Annotated in this window: 17 protein-coding genes and 1 pseudogene; 5 read left to right on the forward strand and 13 right to left on the reverse strand. The window is 69.7% G+C overall.

The annotated features are described in order from the left end of the window. The first annotated feature begins 12 nt into the window (after positions 1 to 12). Positions 13 to 1,050: a zinc-dependent alcohol dehydrogenase family protein gene (locus EAS64_RS42365; RefSeq protein WP_145862372.1), complete on the forward strand. Its 1,038-nt coding sequence runs from the start codon at positions 13 to 15 to the stop codon at positions 1,048 to 1,050. A gap of 32 nt (positions 1,051 to 1,082) precedes the next feature. Here the strand turns inward: EAS64_RS42365 and EAS64_RS42370 are convergent, their stop codons facing one another. Then, entirely contained in the window at positions 1,083 to 3,251 is a 2,169-nt protein-coding gene (locus EAS64_RS42370) for a CaiB/BaiF CoA-transferase family protein (protein ID WP_187366567.1), read from the reverse strand. A 24-nt stretch (positions 3,252 to 3,275) separates the two neighbouring features. After that, positions 3,276 to 4,274: an LLM class flavin-dependent oxidoreductase gene (locus EAS64_RS42375; RefSeq protein WP_145862374.1), complete on the reverse strand. Its 999-nt coding sequence runs from the start codon at positions 4,272 to 4,274 to the stop codon at positions 3,276 to 3,278. A gap of 114 nt (positions 4,275 to 4,388) precedes the next feature. On the opposite strand from EAS64_RS42375, the gene EAS64_RS42380 reads away from it, so the two are divergent. Further along, positions 4,389 to 5,486, forward strand: coding sequence for an NAD-dependent epimerase/dehydratase family protein (locus tag EAS64_RS42380; protein WP_187366568.1), 1,098 nt, complete (start codon positions 4,389 to 4,391; stop codon positions 5,484 to 5,486). Positions 5,487 to 5,511: 25 nt separating this feature from the next. Here the strand turns inward: EAS64_RS42380 and EAS64_RS42385 are convergent, their stop codons facing one another. From EAS64_RS42385 to EAS64_RS47820, 3 genes are all read right to left on the reverse strand, one after another. Beyond that, complete coding sequence (locus EAS64_RS42385; protein WP_145862376.1) at positions 5,512 to 5,940, reverse strand: nitroreductase family deazaflavin-dependent oxidoreductase; 429 nt, start codon at positions 5,938 to 5,940, stop codon at positions 5,512 to 5,514. Between the two features lie 199 nt (positions 5,941 to 6,139). After that, positions 6,140 to 6,676 carry an SAM-dependent methyltransferase gene (locus EAS64_RS42390; RefSeq protein ID WP_222850033.1) on the reverse strand — a complete coding sequence of 179 codons (537 nt, stop codon included), beginning with the start codon at positions 6,674 to 6,676 and terminating at the stop codon, positions 6,140 to 6,142. Continuing rightward, a complete protein-coding gene (locus EAS64_RS47820; protein WP_369333579.1) occupies positions 6,573 to 6,866 on the reverse strand; it encodes an SAM-dependent methyltransferase in 294 nt (97 codons plus the stop codon). Before EAS64_RS47820 ends, EAS64_RS42390 begins: the two co-directional genes overlap by 104 nt. Positions 6,867 to 7,119: 253 nt before the next feature. On the opposite strand from EAS64_RS47820, the gene EAS64_RS42395 reads away from it, so the two are divergent. Beyond that, entirely contained in the window at positions 7,120 to 8,184 is a 1,065-nt protein-coding gene (locus EAS64_RS42395; RefSeq protein ID WP_246116156.1) for a sigma-70 family RNA polymerase sigma factor, read from the forward strand. A gap of 14 nt (positions 8,185 to 8,198) precedes the next feature. Here the strand turns inward: EAS64_RS42395 and EAS64_RS42400 are convergent, their stop codons facing one another. Genes EAS64_RS42400 through EAS64_RS47040 form a run of 4 tightly spaced genes read right to left on the reverse strand, consistent with a single transcriptional unit; the run spans position 8,199 to position 10,396 of the window. Next, complete coding sequence (locus tag EAS64_RS42400; RefSeq protein ID WP_145862379.1) at positions 8,199 to 9,128, reverse strand: DMT family transporter; 930 nt, start codon at positions 9,126 to 9,128, stop codon at positions 8,199 to 8,201. A gap of 2 nt (positions 9,129 to 9,130) precedes the next feature. Next, positions 9,131 to 9,760 (reverse strand): DUF6879 family protein, encoded by a 630-nt coding sequence (locus EAS64_RS42405; protein ID WP_145862380.1) that lies wholly within the window; start codon positions 9,758 to 9,760, stop codon positions 9,131 to 9,133. Beyond that, positions 9,760 to 10,266, reverse strand: a complete 507-nt coding sequence (locus EAS64_RS42410; protein WP_222850034.1) for a helix-turn-helix transcriptional regulator — start codon at positions 10,264 to 10,266, stop codon at positions 9,760 to 9,762. Before EAS64_RS42410 ends, EAS64_RS42405 begins: the two co-directional genes overlap by 1 nt. Before the next feature lies 1 nt (position 10,267). Beyond that, a complete protein-coding gene (locus tag EAS64_RS47040; protein ID WP_281283400.1) occupies positions 10,268 to 10,396 on the reverse strand; it encodes a hypothetical protein in 129 nt (42 codons plus the stop codon). A gap of 103 nt (positions 10,397 to 10,499) precedes the next feature. Between EAS64_RS47040 and rhaI the strand changes: the two are divergent. Together rhaI and EAS64_RS42420 are read left to right on the forward strand one after the other, a co-directional pair. Beyond that, positions 10,500 to 11,715 (forward strand): annotated as a pseudogene (gene rhaI, locus EAS64_RS42415) (L-rhamnose isomerase). Further along, the gene (locus EAS64_RS42420; RefSeq protein ID WP_145862381.1) at positions 11,715 to 12,530 is read left to right on the forward strand and encodes an aldo/keto reductase; all 816 of its coding nucleotides are present in this window, start codon (positions 11,715 to 11,717) and stop codon (positions 12,528 to 12,530) included. Before rhaI ends, EAS64_RS42420 begins: the two are co-directional and overlap by 1 nt. Before the next feature lie 579 nt (positions 12,531 to 13,109). Here the strand turns inward: EAS64_RS42420 and EAS64_RS42425 are convergent. From EAS64_RS42425 to EAS64_RS42440, 4 genes are all read right to left on the reverse strand, one after another. Further along, positions 13,110 to 13,928, reverse strand: a complete 819-nt coding sequence (locus EAS64_RS42425; protein WP_145862382.1) for a maleylpyruvate isomerase N-terminal domain-containing protein — start codon at positions 13,926 to 13,928, stop codon at positions 13,110 to 13,112. Between the two features lie 31 nt (positions 13,929 to 13,959). After that, the gene (locus EAS64_RS42430; RefSeq protein WP_145862383.1) at positions 13,960 to 14,277 is read right to left on the reverse strand and encodes an aminoglycoside phosphotransferase/kinase family protein; all 318 of its coding nucleotides are present in this window, start codon (positions 14,275 to 14,277) and stop codon (positions 13,960 to 13,962) included. After that, positions 14,267 to 15,478 (reverse strand): RNA-guided endonuclease InsQ/TnpB family protein, encoded by a 1,212-nt coding sequence (locus tag EAS64_RS42435; protein WP_145862384.1) that lies wholly within the window; start codon positions 15,476 to 15,478, stop codon positions 14,267 to 14,269. The genes EAS64_RS42430 and EAS64_RS42435 overlap by 11 nt, the downstream gene beginning before the upstream one ends. A gap of 157 nt (positions 15,479 to 15,635) precedes the next feature. Then, the gene (locus EAS64_RS42440; protein ID WP_145862385.1) at positions 15,636 to 15,875 is read right to left on the reverse strand and encodes a hypothetical protein; all 240 of its coding nucleotides are present in this window, start codon (positions 15,873 to 15,875) and stop codon (positions 15,636 to 15,638) included. Positions 15,876 to 15,982 lie beyond the last annotated feature (107 nt).

Below are 15,982 nucleotides of genomic sequence, written 5' to 3' on the forward strand. Positions count from 1 at the left end.
AGGCTTCCCGTCATGAAAGCGGCGATATTCAAAGGTCCCGGAGCAGTGGAAGTCGGCGAGCGGCCCGAACCAGTCATCCAGGAGCCAACCGATGCCGTGGTGCGGGTGGTACTTGGCTGCGTGTGCGGGTCGGACCTGTGGTACTTCCGCGGTGAGTCACCGCATGCGGCCGGCTCCATCGGGCACGAGTTCATCGGCATCGTCGAGCAGGCCGGCGCCAACGTGCGCAGTGTCCGGCTGGGGGACCTGGTGGTCGCCCCGTTCATCTATAGCGACATGACCTGCCCGCACTGCCGCAACGGGTCGACGATCTCTTGCCCGGCAGGCGGCAGCTTCGGCAACGGCACGATCGACGGCGGCCAGGGTCAGGCGGTGCGCGTCCCGCAGGCGGGCGGCACGCTGGTGCGCGTGCCGGGCTCAGGGCACTCCGATGAGGTACTCCGGTCGTTGCTGGCCCTGTCGGACGTGATGTCGACGGGGCAGCACGCCGCGGTCATGGCCGGGGTCAAGGAAGGCGACACGGTCGCGGTTGTCGGGGACGGCGCCGTCGGGCTGTGCGCAGTGCTGGCCGCCAGGCGGCTCGGCGCCGAGCGCGTCATCGCGCTCAGCCGCAACCCGGCCCGGCAGAAGGTGGCTAGCGAGTTCGGCGCTACCGACATCATCGAGGCCCGTGGCGACGAAGCCGTCCAGGCGGTGCTTGAGCTTACCGGCGGCACCGGCGCCGACGCCGCGCTCGAATGCGTGGGCACCGGGCAGTCCATCGCCACCGCCGCGGCGATCGCCCGGCCCGGCTCGGTGATCGGCATCGTCGGAGTGCCGCACGGCGAGGTGCCGTTCACCGGGACGTTCTTCCGCAACATCGGCTGGCGCGGCGGCCCTGCCCCGGCCCGGGTCTACATCCCCGGGCTGCTTGACGACGTGCTGGACGGCACGATCAACCCCGGCCTGGTCTTCGACTACGAGACCGACCTGGATCACATCGCCGACGCCTACCGGGCCATGGACGAGCGGCGGGCCATCAAGTCACTGGTCCGAGTGGGAGGAATCTGACCTTGCGCCTCATCCCCCGCTCGGCGGGGTGACTAAGTTGTCCAACCGTCGGGCTGGCCGTGGCCGAAGCTGCGAGGGGTGTCGCCGGCCACCGCGGGGGTGCGGTCGAAACGCGCGACGGGGGCCTGGGTGATGACGGTGCCGAAGTCCTCGGAGGGCCGCTCAAGCCGCAGGCCGCGACGCGCCCAGAAGCTGTCGGGCGCCATGGTTGCCGCCGGGGTTTCGACCAGGCTGGCAGCGGACCGGCCGAAGCAGAGCGCGCGCATGCAGGCTTCGGCCGTGAGGGTGCCGATCCTGGCCGGGAGATCGTCGGCTGCGGTGGCGCCCAGGCGGCGAAGCGCCTCGGGCAGGTCGGCTGCGGCGATGGCGGCGAACACGGGGCGGTCGGCGGTCTGGTAGATCCGGTAGGCCGGCGAGGAGACGTCTCGCCCGCGGAGCGGGTCCACGTCCGCCCCGTCGACGGCGAAGGGCATCTGCTCAAGCAGGGCCGTCTGGGCCAAGCTCGTGTTCACCCGGTAGGTGCGACCGCGCCGTCCGCGGTCGAAGAGGGCCGCGACAGCCCCGAAGGCGCTGAGCACGCCGGCCATGGAGTCGGTGTAGGGCCAGGGCGGGTCGTTGACCGGGGGCGCGCCCGACGGGGCGGTCGCCCAGCCCGCCGTCAGCGACGAGACGCCGATGGCGCAGTTGGCGATCTCGGCGTAGCCCTTGAAGTCGGCCCACGGGCCGGTGACGCCGTAGAGGTTCAGGTAGGTGAAGACGAGGGCCGGGTTGAGGCGGCGCAGCGCGTCGTCCGACAGCCCCGTCCCTGGCAGTCGGCCCGCCGAGACGTTGGTGACGAGCATGTCGGCGTCGGCCACTAGAGCGTCGAACCGCTTACGGCCGGCCAGCGTCTTGAGGTTGAGGATCAGCCCCTTCTTCCCGCGGTTCAGGTAGACGTGGAACAGCGGCTCGTCGTAGGCCGAGCGGGCGTCGGCCGGGTCGATGTCGACCTTGATGACCTCGGCGCCGAGGTCGGTCAGCAGGCGGGTGACCGTGGGGGCGGCCACCACGCGGCACAGGTCGAGCACCTTCATCCCGCGCAGCGGCGGCGTCCCGGGAAGGCCGGCGAAGCCGGGGGACGCGAAGACCGGGGCGGCCGGCTCGAAGTCAACCGCCTGCCGCAAGGTCCGCACCGGGCGGCCGGCGTCATCGTCCTGCTCGATCACGCAGCCCGCCGCCTCGGCGGCGGGCTCGCGCAGCCATTCGCGGGTGGTCCGCAGCTTGGCGATCGGGATGCCGGCCGGCCGCAGCAGCTTCTCCCATTCGTCGGCGTCGCGGGTGGCGAACAGGCTGACCAGCTTCGCCCGCCACGCGGCGGGGGCCTCCGGGTCGGTGCGCAGGGCAGCCCAGTCGAGGGAGCCGTCTACGAGCCAGGCCTCGTTGCCGCTGACCCGGGCGAGGCCCGCCAGGTGGCGGAAGGCGCCGCTGGTGAAGCACATGACCTGGTCGTCGCGCGACCGGTAGAGCCCCGGCGCGAAGACACCGCCCCGCATGGGAGCCTGCTTCTCCACCTGGGTGGTGAGGATCCCGCTGCCCTCAAGCAGCGCGTCGGACAGCGGAACCTCGATGCGCTGACCAAGGCCGCCGTCGCGCTCACGGGCGATCAGCGCGGCGCAGGCGGACAGCGCGGTCATCGCGGCCGCGAAGCAGGACGCCAGCGGGAGCGACGGGAAGTCCGGCATCTCCCCGGTCACGCCGCCGAAGACCGGCGAGCTCGCCTGCCGCGAGTAGGCCCCGCCCGCGGCCAGCACGACGCCCTCCCAGCCGGCCAGCCCGGCGCGCTCGTCAAGCTCGGAGAACCCGGGCAGCGAGCAGTAGACCAGCCCTGGGGTGAGACCCTGGCAGGTGGCGGCGTCCAGGCCCAGCCGGGCCATAACCCCCGGCCGGAAGTTCTCGATCAGCACGTCCGACCCGGCCACGAGCTTGAGCGCTCGGGCCTGACCCTCCGGCGACTTGAGATCGAGCACATGCGTCGCGGCCCGGCCGCGCAGCAGGAAGGCGTTGCCCGGATCGGTGAACCGCGGGCCGCCAGGCGGATCGACCCTGGTCACCTCCGCGCCCGCGTCGGCCAGCAGAGTGGCTGCCATGGGGCCGGCGACGTACTGGCCGAAATCCAGCACCCGCACGCCCTCGAGCGGCCGGCCGGAGCCCTGCGCGTTCATAACTCCCCCGTTCCTCATGGCCCTTTAAGCCTGGGCCGGCTCGAAGTCGGACAGCGACTGCAGCGCCTCGCCGGTCGTGCGCACCCGCTGGATCGGGTCCTCGTCCGGGGTCAGCGGCGATTGGGTGAACCAGCAGCCGTCCAGGCCCGCATCGGTGGCCACCTGGCGCAGCCGCGCCTCGCACTCGTCCGCCGTGCCAAGCAGCTGGAACCGGTTGATGAGGTACTCCTGGATGTCCGGGTAGTCGTCGAACAGGAAGCCGTTGGTGTTCCCCTCGCCCTTCCCGTGGTTGGAGAAGTCGTAGCGCGCCAGCCGCTTCCGCAGGATCGGCTGCCAGGCCTCGGGCACGCCCTTGTCCTCGAAGGTCGAGCTGAACGAGAAGCGGGCGGTGCCCACCGAGCGGCCGCGCTGGCTGATCCGGGCGGCGTCGGCGGTGGCCTTGTCCGGCGCGACGTACGTGGTGACGAACCCCCAGATGCGCAGGGGGGTGGTGATGCCGGCCGCCGTGCGGGCCGCCCGCGCGCGGGCGGACAGCGTCCGCAGGGCCGTCACGTCAAGCCCGGTCCCCAGGATCAGGTCGGTGGCCACCCGGCCCGCCGCCTCGACCCCGCGCGGTCCCGACGCCGCGATGTGGACTTCCATGTCGTCGGGCGCCCAGCTCCGGACCTTGGCCACGTCCTCCTCGAGCTTGGCCCAGGTGCTCGGGGTCAGGCCGACCGAGTGGCAGGCCCCGTCGCCGGTCGCCACGCCGGCGAAGAACCGGCCGGGGTGGAGCTCGCCGAACGTCCGCGCGGTCGCGCCGAGCACCGACCAGTGGCGGGTGACGGTGTTGGTCACCGTCGGCCCGATGTGCACGCGCTCGGTCGCCGCGAAGCAGGCGGCCGCCGTGACGTACGTGTCCTGGTAGCGCTCGGGCACGGTGTCGCCGATGCCCACCCCCCAGAAGCCGGCCGCCTCGGCTGCCTGGGCGAACTTGATCGCCGCCCGCGAACTGTGGGTGAGGTTGATGACCCCGAGTCTCATCTGCGTCTCCTTGGAAGAGCGGACCGCATCTGACTTGCCTCCGGAGTGCCCGCTATCATATTACTGTTTCTACCAGGTGCATTGAATATGACCAATAGCGGCGGAGGTGCATCGGTGAAGGTGCTGGTGATGGGTGGCACCCGCTTCAACGGGCTGGCGCTCGTGCAGGAGCTGGTCAAGTGGGGCCACGAGGTCACGGTGCTCAACCGGGGCCAGAGCGAGGCCCGCCTGCCGCGTGCGGTCGGCCGGCTCTACGCCGACCGGACCAACCATGAGCAGCTGCGTGAGGTGCTCGGCACCGAGGAGTTCGACGTCGTCCAGGACCTGTCCGGCTACGCGCTCGCCGACGTGCAGCCATTGGTCGAGCTCTTCCGTGGGCGGATCGGTCACTACCTGTTCGGCAGCTCGACTGTCATCTACGCCAGGCCGCGGGTCCTGCCGATCCGCGAGTCCGACTCGGTCGACCGCTCGGAGCGGCAGACCGAGTACGGCCTGCAGAAGCTCAAGGTCGAGGCGTACCTGCTCGACCTGTACCGCAGGGAGGGCTTCCAGGCGACCGTGGTGCCGCTCTCGATGGTGCTCGGCCCGAACAACATGGTCGCCGACCGTGAGCAGCGCATGTTCCAGCGGCTGCTGCTCGGCCGCCCGGTGCTCATCCCCGGCGACGGCACCACGCTGAGCCAGATCGGGCACGTCGATGACGGCGCCGTCGCCATGCGCATGCTGATGATGCAGCCGCAGACCTTCGGCAAGCGCTACAACCTCACCGGCCGCGACTACTGGAGCGAGGAGGCCTACGTCGACACCTTTGCAGACATCATCGGCGTCACCCCGCACAAGGTCTTCGTCCCGGCGCCGGTCATGGACGACATCTACGCGGGCAAGGGAGACCAGTCGTCGGTCCGCAAGGGCGTGCCGGCCATGAACAAGGCCGGCGACTCCGCCGCCGCCGTCATGGCGAAGCACGACCCGCGGGCCGTAGGCGTGCGCGGGCTCATCCAGAAGCTCGCGCCCAACATCCACCACTGGAACGACAGCACGTTCTTCTCGGTCGAGCGGCTGTGGGAGGACGTCGGCTTCCGGCCCGCGTACACCTTCGAGGCCGCCGTGGAGCACACCTACGACTGGTTCCGGCGCGAGAAACTCGACGAGTCGCTGCAATTCGACTTCAGCTGGGAGGACAACCTCCTCGAGCGCCTGGGGGCGCGGTAGCTCCCTCTGGTTCTGGAGAGCGCGGCTAACGGCGGGTGAGCCGCAGCACCGGGATCGTGCGGATGCCCTCGGTCTTCCTCGCGTAGTCGCCGAAGCCGGGCATGCGCTTGACCTGCTCGGCGAAGACCTTGTCCCGTTCGTCGCCGGCGAGCTCGGTGATGGTGACCTGGAAGGTGCCCGCCGCCACCTCGACGGTGGCCTCGCCCGTCGCGATCAGGTTGCGGTACCAGTCGGGGTTGGCCGGCGCGCCGCCCTTGGAAGCGAAGATGTACATCGAGTCGTCGTCGCCCTCGCCGGGCAGGTACACCAGCGGGCTGATGTACTCCTTGCCACTGGTCCGTCCGACGTGATGCACCAGGATCATCGGCGCGCCCGCGAAGGGGCCGCCGACGCGGCCTTCGTTGGCGCGGAACTCCGTAATGACGCCTTGGTTCCAGTCATTGAAATCTGCCATGACCTTCCCATCCTGTGTTGATGAGGCAGTGAGCGGGCGACGTACCGAGTAGAGGCTAGTCGGTGACAACATCGCCCCACCCCACCCGGATTCCGCGCTAGCCCCGTTTCCTCGCCAGCACCGCGTAGACGGGGGCGGTCCGGTCGAGACGGTCTCCGCCCGGCGCCTGACGCCATTCGTCCACCGGCACCAAGCCGGGCTAAACCAGGTCCAGGCCCGCGATGAGGCCTGCCACCTCGGTGCGCGAACGGAGGGTGAACTGCTGCGACGACATCTTGTTCCAGCTCTCGACGCCGGCCGCGAGCGCTGGATCCAGGTCACTCGCCACGTGGCAGAGCGCAAGATAGCTGCCGGGGGACAAGGCCGCCACGAGGCTGGCCACGATGGCGGCAGCCCGCTCCGTGCTCGGGATGAACGGGAGCGTTGACGGCACTAGCACGGCTACGGGGCGCCGGAAGTCCAACGTCGGGGCCGACCTGGCGAGGAGCGCATCAGGGTCAGTGAGCTTCGCGTCGAGCGCGACGATCGCTCCCTGGGGCGTTGATCTGGAGAATGCCCGGACATGCGACAGCACCATCGGATCGTGGTCGACGTGCACGATCCGGCACGCTGGATCAACGGACTGGGCGATGTCACGGCCTGCCTGCACGCCGGGAAGGCCGGTACCGACGTCGAGGAACTGCCTGACGCCCGCCTCCAGCGCGAGGAAATGCACGGGCGCGCCGGTGGAAATCAAGGACAGCGGGCACGATCGCCTCGATGGCGGGCGCGGTCGCGACCATGACCCGCGCCGCCCAGCGGTCGGCCTGAAAGTTGTTCCTGCCGCCATTGAGGAAATCCGCGACCCGTGCCGGGCTGGGCGCCTCGGGATCGATACGCGCGGCGTCCGGCCGCGGGGCCGAGCCCGCCTGCCTTTCGTCGATCATCCCGTCCCCCCCGGTCTGCTCGCTCTCGGCGGCACTGCTGTGACGTCAACGGCGACGGGTCGGCAGCGGATCCCCCCAGGACGGCTCACTCCCACCCACCGTCCCCGCGCCCGCACGCCCGATGTCGCGTCACCGTTGACGTCACCATGAGCTGAGACACGCACCGGCATGAAAAATGGTCATCAGGCGCGATATTTTTCTCTGCGTCGGCCATGTCGCCGGTGTCGGCGATGCGCTGGAGGTGCGAGAACCCGTGACCGAGCCGCTGTCAGCTGAGGCGACGCTGCTTTCCCTCGCGCAGGCGGGCGACGGAGAGGCGTTCGGTACGATCACCGAGCCGTTCCGGCGCGAGCTGCAGGCGCACTGCTACCGGATGCTTGGTTCTGCGCACGACGCGGAAGACCTGCTGCAGGAGACCCTGATCGCCGCCTGGCGCGGGATCGGCCAGTTCGAGGGACGATCCTCGCTGCGCGCCTGGCTGTACCGGATCGCCACCAACCAGTGCCTCAACGCGCTGCGCGGCAGCAAGGCCCGCGCACTCGCGGAGCGACGCGGTTCCCCGGGCGTCCCGGGAGCGGGCGTCCCGGCCCTGCCAGCCGCGCTGCCCGAACCTGTGACCGACGACGAACCGACATGGCTCGAACCGTACCCGGACGAGCTGCTCGCCGGGCTGCCGGACGCGATGCCAGGCCCCGAGGCACGGTATGAGGCTCGCGAGTCGATCTCGCTCGCCTTCATCACGGCACTGCAGCATCTCCCCCCGCGGCAACGGGCCACCCTGGTGCTCCGCGACGCGCTCGGCTACCGTGCCGCGGAGGCGGCGGAAATCCTGGGCTGCAGCCTGGACACGGTCAACGGCTCGCTCAAGCGGGCCCGCGCCTCCCTTTCCGGGTTGCTCCCTGGCGACACGCTCACGCAGGCGCCGCTGCCCGGGTCGCCCGCCGAACGGGAGGTCATCGACCGGTTCACCAGCGCCTTCGAGCGCGGCGACGTGACCACGCTGGTGTCCATGCTCACCGACGACGCCTGGCTCACCATGCCGCCGTGGCCGCTCAGGTTCCGCGGCCGGGAGGCCGCCGCGGGCCTGCTGACCTACCTGGTCTTCCGCGGCGGGACTCTCCGGTTCCGGCTCGTCCCCGTCCGGGCCAACGGGCAGCAGGCGTTTGCCTGCTACGTCTTCGACGGCGACTCGCCGAGCGCCGGCAGCCAGGGAATGATCGTCCCCACGCTGGCGGGCAAGCAGGTCTGCGGCGTCACCCGGTTCCTCGACAACGGCCTCGTGTCCCGCTTCGGCCTTCCCGCTTCCCTCCCCGGATAGCAGCCAGGACGGGACTAGTCGGGCAGGATCCGCGCGCAGGCGTCGGCCCCGATCGGGTCGGCCAGCTCGCCCGGGCTCCGCCCGGCGGCGGTGACGTCGCGCTCGCCGGTGATGGTCAGGGCGACGGCGCCGATGACGATGACCCCGCCGGCGATGGTCGGGACCGACGGGCGCTCGATGCCTGCCAGCCACACCCACAGCGGGCCGAGGACGATCTCAAGCTGGGAGATGAGCCCAACGGTGGCGGCGGGGATGAGCCTGGTGCCGAGGGAGAGGAAGAACAGGCCAAGGCCCATCTGGACGATGCCGAGCAGCGCCAGCCAGCCGAGATTGGCGCCGCCCATCTCGCCGACGCGCGCGAACGGCGCGAACATGGCGAACACCAGGACTTGGGACAGGCAGGTGGCCGGCGCCATCGACACGTCGGCCCGGTGCCTGGCGATCACGATCGTGGCGGCGAACGCCAGCATCGTGACGAAGGAGAAGAACAGGCCCGACGGGCTCGGGCGGGTCGGCGCCCCGGCCATCACGGCGACGCCGCCCACCGCGATGCCCATCGCCAGCCAGGTTCGCTGGCGTACCCGCTCGCCCGTGAGCATGCCGAGCAGCGCCGCGGCGAGCGGCACGAGCGCCTGGACCACGAGGACGTTCGCGACCGACGTGTCGTTGAGCGCGGTGATGAAGGAGCTGGACGCGACCGCCATCAGCACCGCGATCGCGAGCCCCGGCCCGCCGATGGCGCCGAAGGCGCGGGTCACCTGGCCGCGCTCGGCGATCGCGACGAAGACGAAGACGGCAAGGAACGCGAAGACCGCGCGGCCCGCCAGCTGGGAGGCGAGGCTCAGGTGGAGCTGGCGCTGCAGGATCCCGGCCAGTGACCAGCACGATGCGGCGAGCGCGATGAAGGCCGAGCCTAGCGGGCGCTCCAGAGAAGCGCGGGTCACCGTCAGGACCCGGCCTGGCGAGGCGGCGGAGGAAGGTGCGCTATCGCACGCGCGAAGTAGGACTCCACGTCCTCGCCGGCCTCGTACAGGCCGCGCGTGAAGGCCCCGTACGAGGAGACCACGACGGGATCGGCACAGCGCACCGCGCCGTTCGGTTCGCCGCGATCGTCGTACAGCGTCTGATAGAGCACGCGGCCACGCAGCAACACCAGCTCGGGCAGCGGGCCCGACGGTTCGAACGCGGAGATCGCGGAAGCGTGGACGACCCGGATGCCCTCACCGCACGAGGCCCGCACGCGCAGGCAGTGCAGCTCCCATTGCAGGTACGGAGTCACCGGCTCGGCTAGGACGCGGACCCGGTAGAAGCGCGATCCCCTGCGGCGGAGCTTCTCGTGGAACGCGGCGATCGCCGGCCGTTCCTCCTCGTACAACCGCAGCGCCAACGACCACTCCCCCGCCATGAAGGCTTCCCAGCTCGGAAAGCCCACCTCCGAGTATTCCTGCATTCGTTCCAGTTTCCAGCAGTCCGCGCCCTCGACCGCCCAGAGGTTCTCTCCGAAGTCCCGCTCGTACGACGGCTGGTCAAGCCGGACGCCGTCAGCGGCCGGCGGCAGCAATGACCACGCCGGCATCAAACCCTCGCCTCGAGCGGGTGGGCGGCCTTGGCGGCGAAGCGCTTCCGGTAGGTGGTCGCGCCGAGGCCATAGTGGTGCTTGAACCGGCGGGCGAAGTAGTTCGCGTCCGGCCAGCCGACCATCAGGCCGATCGCGGTGACCGGATCGTCGGAGTGCAGCAGGAGCACCGCCGCCCGTTGGGCCCTGACCTGGGCCAGGTAGGGCTTCGGCGGCAGCCCCGTGGCGTCCTTGAACAGCCGCACCAGGTACGCCGGGGCCAGGTGGAGCTCCTCGGCCAGGTCGCTCAGCGTCCACTGCCGCGCGAGGTCGGACTCGAGCAGCCGCATCGCCCGCCGGACCGCCGGGTGCGGCCGGCGCTGCGCCACGTCGTCTGCCGCGATGACGGGGGCGGCGGCCCGGCCCAGCTGGCTGCTGAAGCAGCAGTCGTACACCTCGAGCCGGTCACAGCCCTCGTAGGCGTGCCATACACCGGGCCTGAGCAGTACCACGTCGCCTGGCGTCATGTCATGCCGTCCGGCCAGACAGTCGTGCATGCAGGTGCAGGCCCGCGTAGGCCAGCGTGCCATCGGTGAAGTGCAGCGGGCGGTGTTCCATTTCCAGCGGCATGTCCGCGTCGACCATGTACTTGCTCACGGCGAGGACGATACGCCGGTACCGGCGCCGCGGTCGCCGGGCAATGTCAATTTTGTGCTAGTACCAGTGCATCTCGGCCTAGCCGTTCCCCGCCCGACGGTGAATGATCACTGAAACAGGAGGAGCGGCTGTGACATCACCGGCAGGGCTTGACCGTGACCCTGGCGCGGTCAAGGACGCCCTGAGGAATCACCAGATCGAGCTGCCGTCCTGGGCGTTCGGCAACACCGGTACCCGGTTCAAGGTGTTCGGCCAGCCGAGCGTGCCGCGTGACCCTATCGAGAAGGCGGCCGACGCGGTGCAGGTGCACCTCTATACCGGGGTGGCGCCGTCGATGGCGGTGCACATTCCGTGGGACAAGGTGGCGGACTACTCGGCACTGGCGGCGCATACCGCGAGTCGCGGAATCCGCATTGGCGCGGTCAACGCCAACGTGTTCCAGGACGACGACTACAAGCTCGGCTCGGTGTGCAACCCGGATGCGCGGATCCGGGCGAAGGCACTGGCGCATCTGCTGGAGTGCGTGGACATCATGGATGCCACCGGGTCGCGGGACCTGAAGCTGTGGTTCGGCGACGGTACCAACTACCCCGGGCAGGATGACATCGGGGCCAGGCAGGACCGGCTGGCTTCTGCCCTTGCCGCGGTGTACGCCCGCCTCGGGCCTGGTCAGCGGATGCTTCTTGAGTACAAGCTGTTCGAGCCGTCGTTCTACACCACCGACGTGCCGGACTGGGGCACCGCGCTGCTGCACTGCACGGCTCTGGGCCCTGCGGCGCAGGTCGTGGTCGACACCGGGCACCACGCGCCGGGAGTGAACATCGAGTTCATCGTGGCCATGCTGCTGCGCTCTGGCCGGCTCGGCGGCTTCGATTTTAACTCCCGGTTCTACGCCGATGACGACCTGATGGTGGGGGGCGGCGGACCCATTCCAGCTGTTCCGCATCATGCACGAGATGGTGAAGGCGGGCGGTCTTGCGCCGTCGGCGGGGGTGGCGTTCATGCTCGACCAGTGCCACAACATCGAGCCGAAGATCCCGGCGCAGATCCGCTCGGTGATGAACGTGCAGGAAGCCGTCGCCAAGGCGCTGCTTGTTGACTCGGACGCGTTGCGTTCCGCGCAGTTGGCCGGGGACGTGCTCGCGTCGAACGCGGTGCTGATGGACGCCTACAACACCGATGTCCGGCCGCTGCTCGCGTCGCTGCGCGAGGAGATGGGACTTGCCCCGGATCCGGTGCGGGCCTACCTGGCCTCAGGATACGGCGAGAAGATCATCGCCTCGCGGGTCGGCGGCGCACCGGCCGGCTGGGGAGCCTGATGCTGATCGCCGGCCACCAAGTCGAGGGCATCGGTCTCGGGACCGCGCAGTTCGCGTTCCGCGGCGGGACCGCCGCCGACTCGGTGGCGACGGTGCACGCCGCCCTGGACGCGGGGGTGACGCTGATCGACACCGCGCTCGCCTACACGCGGCTTGGCGTCGAGTCGTACGCCGAGCAGATCGTGGCCCGCGCCCTACGGTTGGTTCAAGGTAGTCAGCCGCTGGTCGCGACTAAGGGCGGGCACTGGCGCGACGGCGACCAGTTTCCAGTCTCCGGGCGGCCGGATATCCTGCGCGCGCACTGCGAGATCAGCCTACGCACCCTCGGGGTATCGCGGATCGGTCTCTACCAGCTCCACCATGTCGATCCTTTGGTGCCGCTCGCCGATAGCGTGGGCGCACTCGAGGACCTGCGCAGTGAGGGAAGAGTCGCGGCCATCGGCCTGTCCAACGTGAGCCTCGGCCAGCTGGATGCTGCCTTGGCCATCGCGCCGATCGCCAGCGTGCAGAACCACCTGTCGCTGACCGCGCCTGATGACCTGCCGATGGCCCTGGCCTGCGCGGAACGGAACGTGGCCTACCTGGCCTACGCCCCGTTCGGCGGACCATCGGGCATGCCGCCGACCGCCGCGCTGAGCGTGGCCAGGCAGCATGGCGTGTCGGTGCACCGCGTCCTGCTCGCCTGGCTGCGGGCGCAGTCACCGAACATCGTGCCGCTGGCCGGCGCCAGCCGGCCAGCCACCATCCGCGACTCGGCCGCCCCACTCGACCTCACCCCCGAGGATCTCGGAGTACTGCGCCCCGCGCCGGCCTGAGATGCACGGATGAATGTGCCGTTGGGCCGGCTATTACCGGCCCCACGGGAATTCTTGACGCGGCGCCAGGCGGGACAACGTGCGCTCTTGCCGACGGAATGAGCACCACAGCCGGTTACCCCGCCAATGCCGCACCTTCGGGTGGAGTCCGGCAGTCGCCAGCCAGCGCAGGCAGTGCCACCCTTCCCGATGTTTCCGCACGGCCACCACTGACTAGGGGCGCGTCCGCTCACATGACTACCCGCACGTGGAGGCGGACTGGCAGGGGCTCTCTGCGGCACGAGCGATATGCGAGATAAATGAACCCCAGCGGCTTCTGGCTACTCGCCGATGGTCGCGCTGCAAGGAAGGAGTCGCATCCGTTTGCGTCACGGTGCTGCAGTCAAGTCAGCGGACGCGCCCCTGATCAGTGGTGGCCGTAGTCGAATTTACAGGGAAGGGCGGTGCCGCCCGCTGCTGGCTGGCGCGGGCGGCCAGAGTCACCCGTAGGTGCGGCATTGCCGGGGTTCCCGGCTGTGGTCCTTGTGCTGCCCGGCAGGAATATTCGTATCTCTGCTAGGGACTATCGGAATCACTCCTTTAGGCGATGATGCCGCGGATTCGCAGGAGGGGCTGGGCGAGCACGCGGTCGCCCGACAAATGGACGTGGCTTGTGTCGTAGCTGGCGCCGGTTAGCAGTCGCCAGGCTTCCTCGCCGCTCATGCGCAGGGTGACGGCTGGGGCAGCGGCATGCCCTTCGTCGAGGGACCATCCGGTTCCCGTCCTGGTCAGAGTCCAAGCGCCGATGCCGGGGATGTCCAGGCCGATCGTGGTGCCGTCGGGAGCGGGCTCGTCGTACTGGTGCGGGAAACCCCAGACGAAGGTACGGAGTACCAGCGGCAGGTACTCGTCGGGTGGGTGGCCGGATGCCGTCGGCCGCGTCGCGTCCTGAATCTGGCGGTAGTGCACCCACCGTTCGGTGAACTCGCGGGCGAGATCGAACCACAGCGGAGCCTCGCCTGCCCAGTAGACCGAGCTCGGGTCTGTCAGGTCAAGCGTGCCGAGATAGGCATCGAGCTGGTCGCCTGACCAGCGCAGCAGGTCGGTGATCAACCGCGGGCTGAGCATCCTTGCGCCATCGACCCAGCGCTGATTGCGCCGGGCAAGCTCGCCGACGAACTCCGCATGCCCGGAGGGCATCGGGACCAGCCCGCTCTGATCGTGATCGCGGTTGCGGGCGAGCCAGCTGAGGTCCACATCCAGCAGATGCAGCGCGATGTCCTTGACCGCCCACGACGGCGCTGCCGTGGGCGCGGCCCATTGCGCGTCGCTCAGCGAGCCGAGCAGGCTCAGCAGCCGCAGGCGCTGCGCACTGATCGGACCGCGCACGTCCACGGCGGTGGCGTCGGATATCCGCATGCCACTCCCCCCTGTTGAGGTTAGCTTCGCATCAGCCGTCGACGTTGAGCAGGGCGCAGCGGGCGTCCTCAAGGCCTTTTTCGTTCTCTTCAGGTCCGGAGATGCCGGTCAGGTCGTTCTCGGTGATGCGCCAGGCGAAGTACTCGGCCTCGAGCGGCCAGCGGAAACGGAGCAGGACAGGCAGGCCCTCGGCTAGCTGCGCTTCGGTGAGCGGACCCACGGCGCGGTAGGCGTCGATCATAGGGCCCGCGCTGCCGATGCCACCCAGGTACATGGCGGCGGATGCCACGTCGTACAGCAGCGGCCCGTGCAGGGCCGGGCCGAACCCCAGTCGTTGACTACTCGCCATCCTGAAAGACGGGGATTCCGGCCCTCACGGGCCGGGGTTCCTGTTTCACAGCCGACCGCACCCGGGAGGACCCGGAGTGTCTGACATCAGCTCCGCAGGCAGTAACGGCAAGACCTGCCGCCAGGATGTTCTTCGCGGCGTTGACGTCCCGGTCGTGCCGGGTGCCGCAGGACGGGCAGCGCCACGCCCGGGTGCGCAGGGACAGTTCCGCGAGCAGGTGCCCGCACGCGGAGCAGGTCTTGCTGCTCGGATAAAACCGGCCGGTCACGACCAGGCGCCGCCCGGCCCTGGCCGCCTTGTACTCAAGCTGCCGCCGGAACTCACCCCAGCCGCAGTCGGAGATGGCCTTGGCGAGCGACCGGTTGCGGACCATGTTCTTCACGGCCAGGTCCTCGATCACGATCAGGTCGTGGTCGCGGACCAGCCGGGCGGAGGTGCGGTGCAGGAAGTCGGCTCGCGACGCGCGGACCTTGCGGTGCGCGCGGGCGACCTTGGCCCTGGCCTTGGCCCGGTTCGCCGAGCCCTGCTGGCAGCGGGCCAGGCGCCGCTGGTAGCGGGCCAGGCTGTGCTCCCGCCGGGCCAGGCGGCGCGGGTTCGCGATCTTGTCTCCGTCAGAGGTGACGGCGAAGTCCTTGATGCCCAGGTCGACGCCGACGACGGCACCTGCCGGGGGAAGCGGCGCGGGGTCGGGCACGTCGACGGCGAAGGAGACGTACCAGCGGCCGCACGGGTCGCGGGAGACCATCACCGTGGTCGGGTCGAGCGACGCCGGGTCGATGTCCGGCCAGGACCAGGCGAAGGCCAGCGGCGCGCCCGTCTTGGCGAGGAACAGCTGCCCGTCGCGGTAGCGGAACCCGGAGCGGGTGTACTCAGCCGACTGGCGCCCGTGGCGGGACTTGTACCGAGGGTGCAGGGCGCGCCCGGCGAAGAAGCTGGTGAACGCGGCCTGCTGGTGGCGGATCGCCTGCTGCAGCGGGACGCTGGACACCTCGTTGAGCCAGCCGAGCTCTTCGGTTGCCTTCATCGCGGTGAGGTAGGCGCTGGCCTGGGCGTAGCTCGTGCTGGCGTGCTCTTCGTGGTACCTGGCTTGGCGCCAGGCCAGGGTACGGTTCCATGCCACACGGATGCAGCCGAACGTGCGGTTCAGTGCGCTCGCTTGTTCGGGGTTTGGGTAGGCCCGGCACTTGTACGCCGTATTCATGTTTGAATTTTACCGGAAGGAACCCACATGGATAAGCCGACACGCGAGAGAAGGGAGCGGCGTTTCCTCCCCTCGACAAGCCACGTCCGCGATCCCATGGCGCCGTCATGAGGCTCGACTGAGATGCCATCGAAGAGACTCCAGCTCCGGCGAGAAGTCAGCGAACATCGTCGTCGGTGATCATGACTAAAGCCGTATCGCGCTGAAGTGAGCGGACTTGCGCCGCGACGCGGGTGAGGATGAACAGGCTTATCGCCACCCCAGCCCAGCCGAGCACCATCAGGCGCGGGTCCTGCTCATAGGTGCCGTAGATGCCCCAGCACAGGAGTTCGCCGAGGATCAGTAGCCAAGTCCCCGCGGAGATGCCAGAGACACGTTTGTCATTTGCCAGGAGCATGGGACCAGGGTGTTGCCACGACCTAGGGACCACCGTGCGGCTGCCGGATCATCTTGGGGCAGCTGACCGGGTTCGTCAAACTGCGGGCATTGCGGGCCGCTGCCGGC

The sequence above is a fragment of the Trebonia kvetii genome (assembly GCF_007827045.1).
GTDB classification, from domain to species: domain Bacteria; phylum Actinomycetota; class Actinomycetes; order Streptosporangiales; family Streptosporangiaceae; genus Trebonia; species Trebonia kvetii.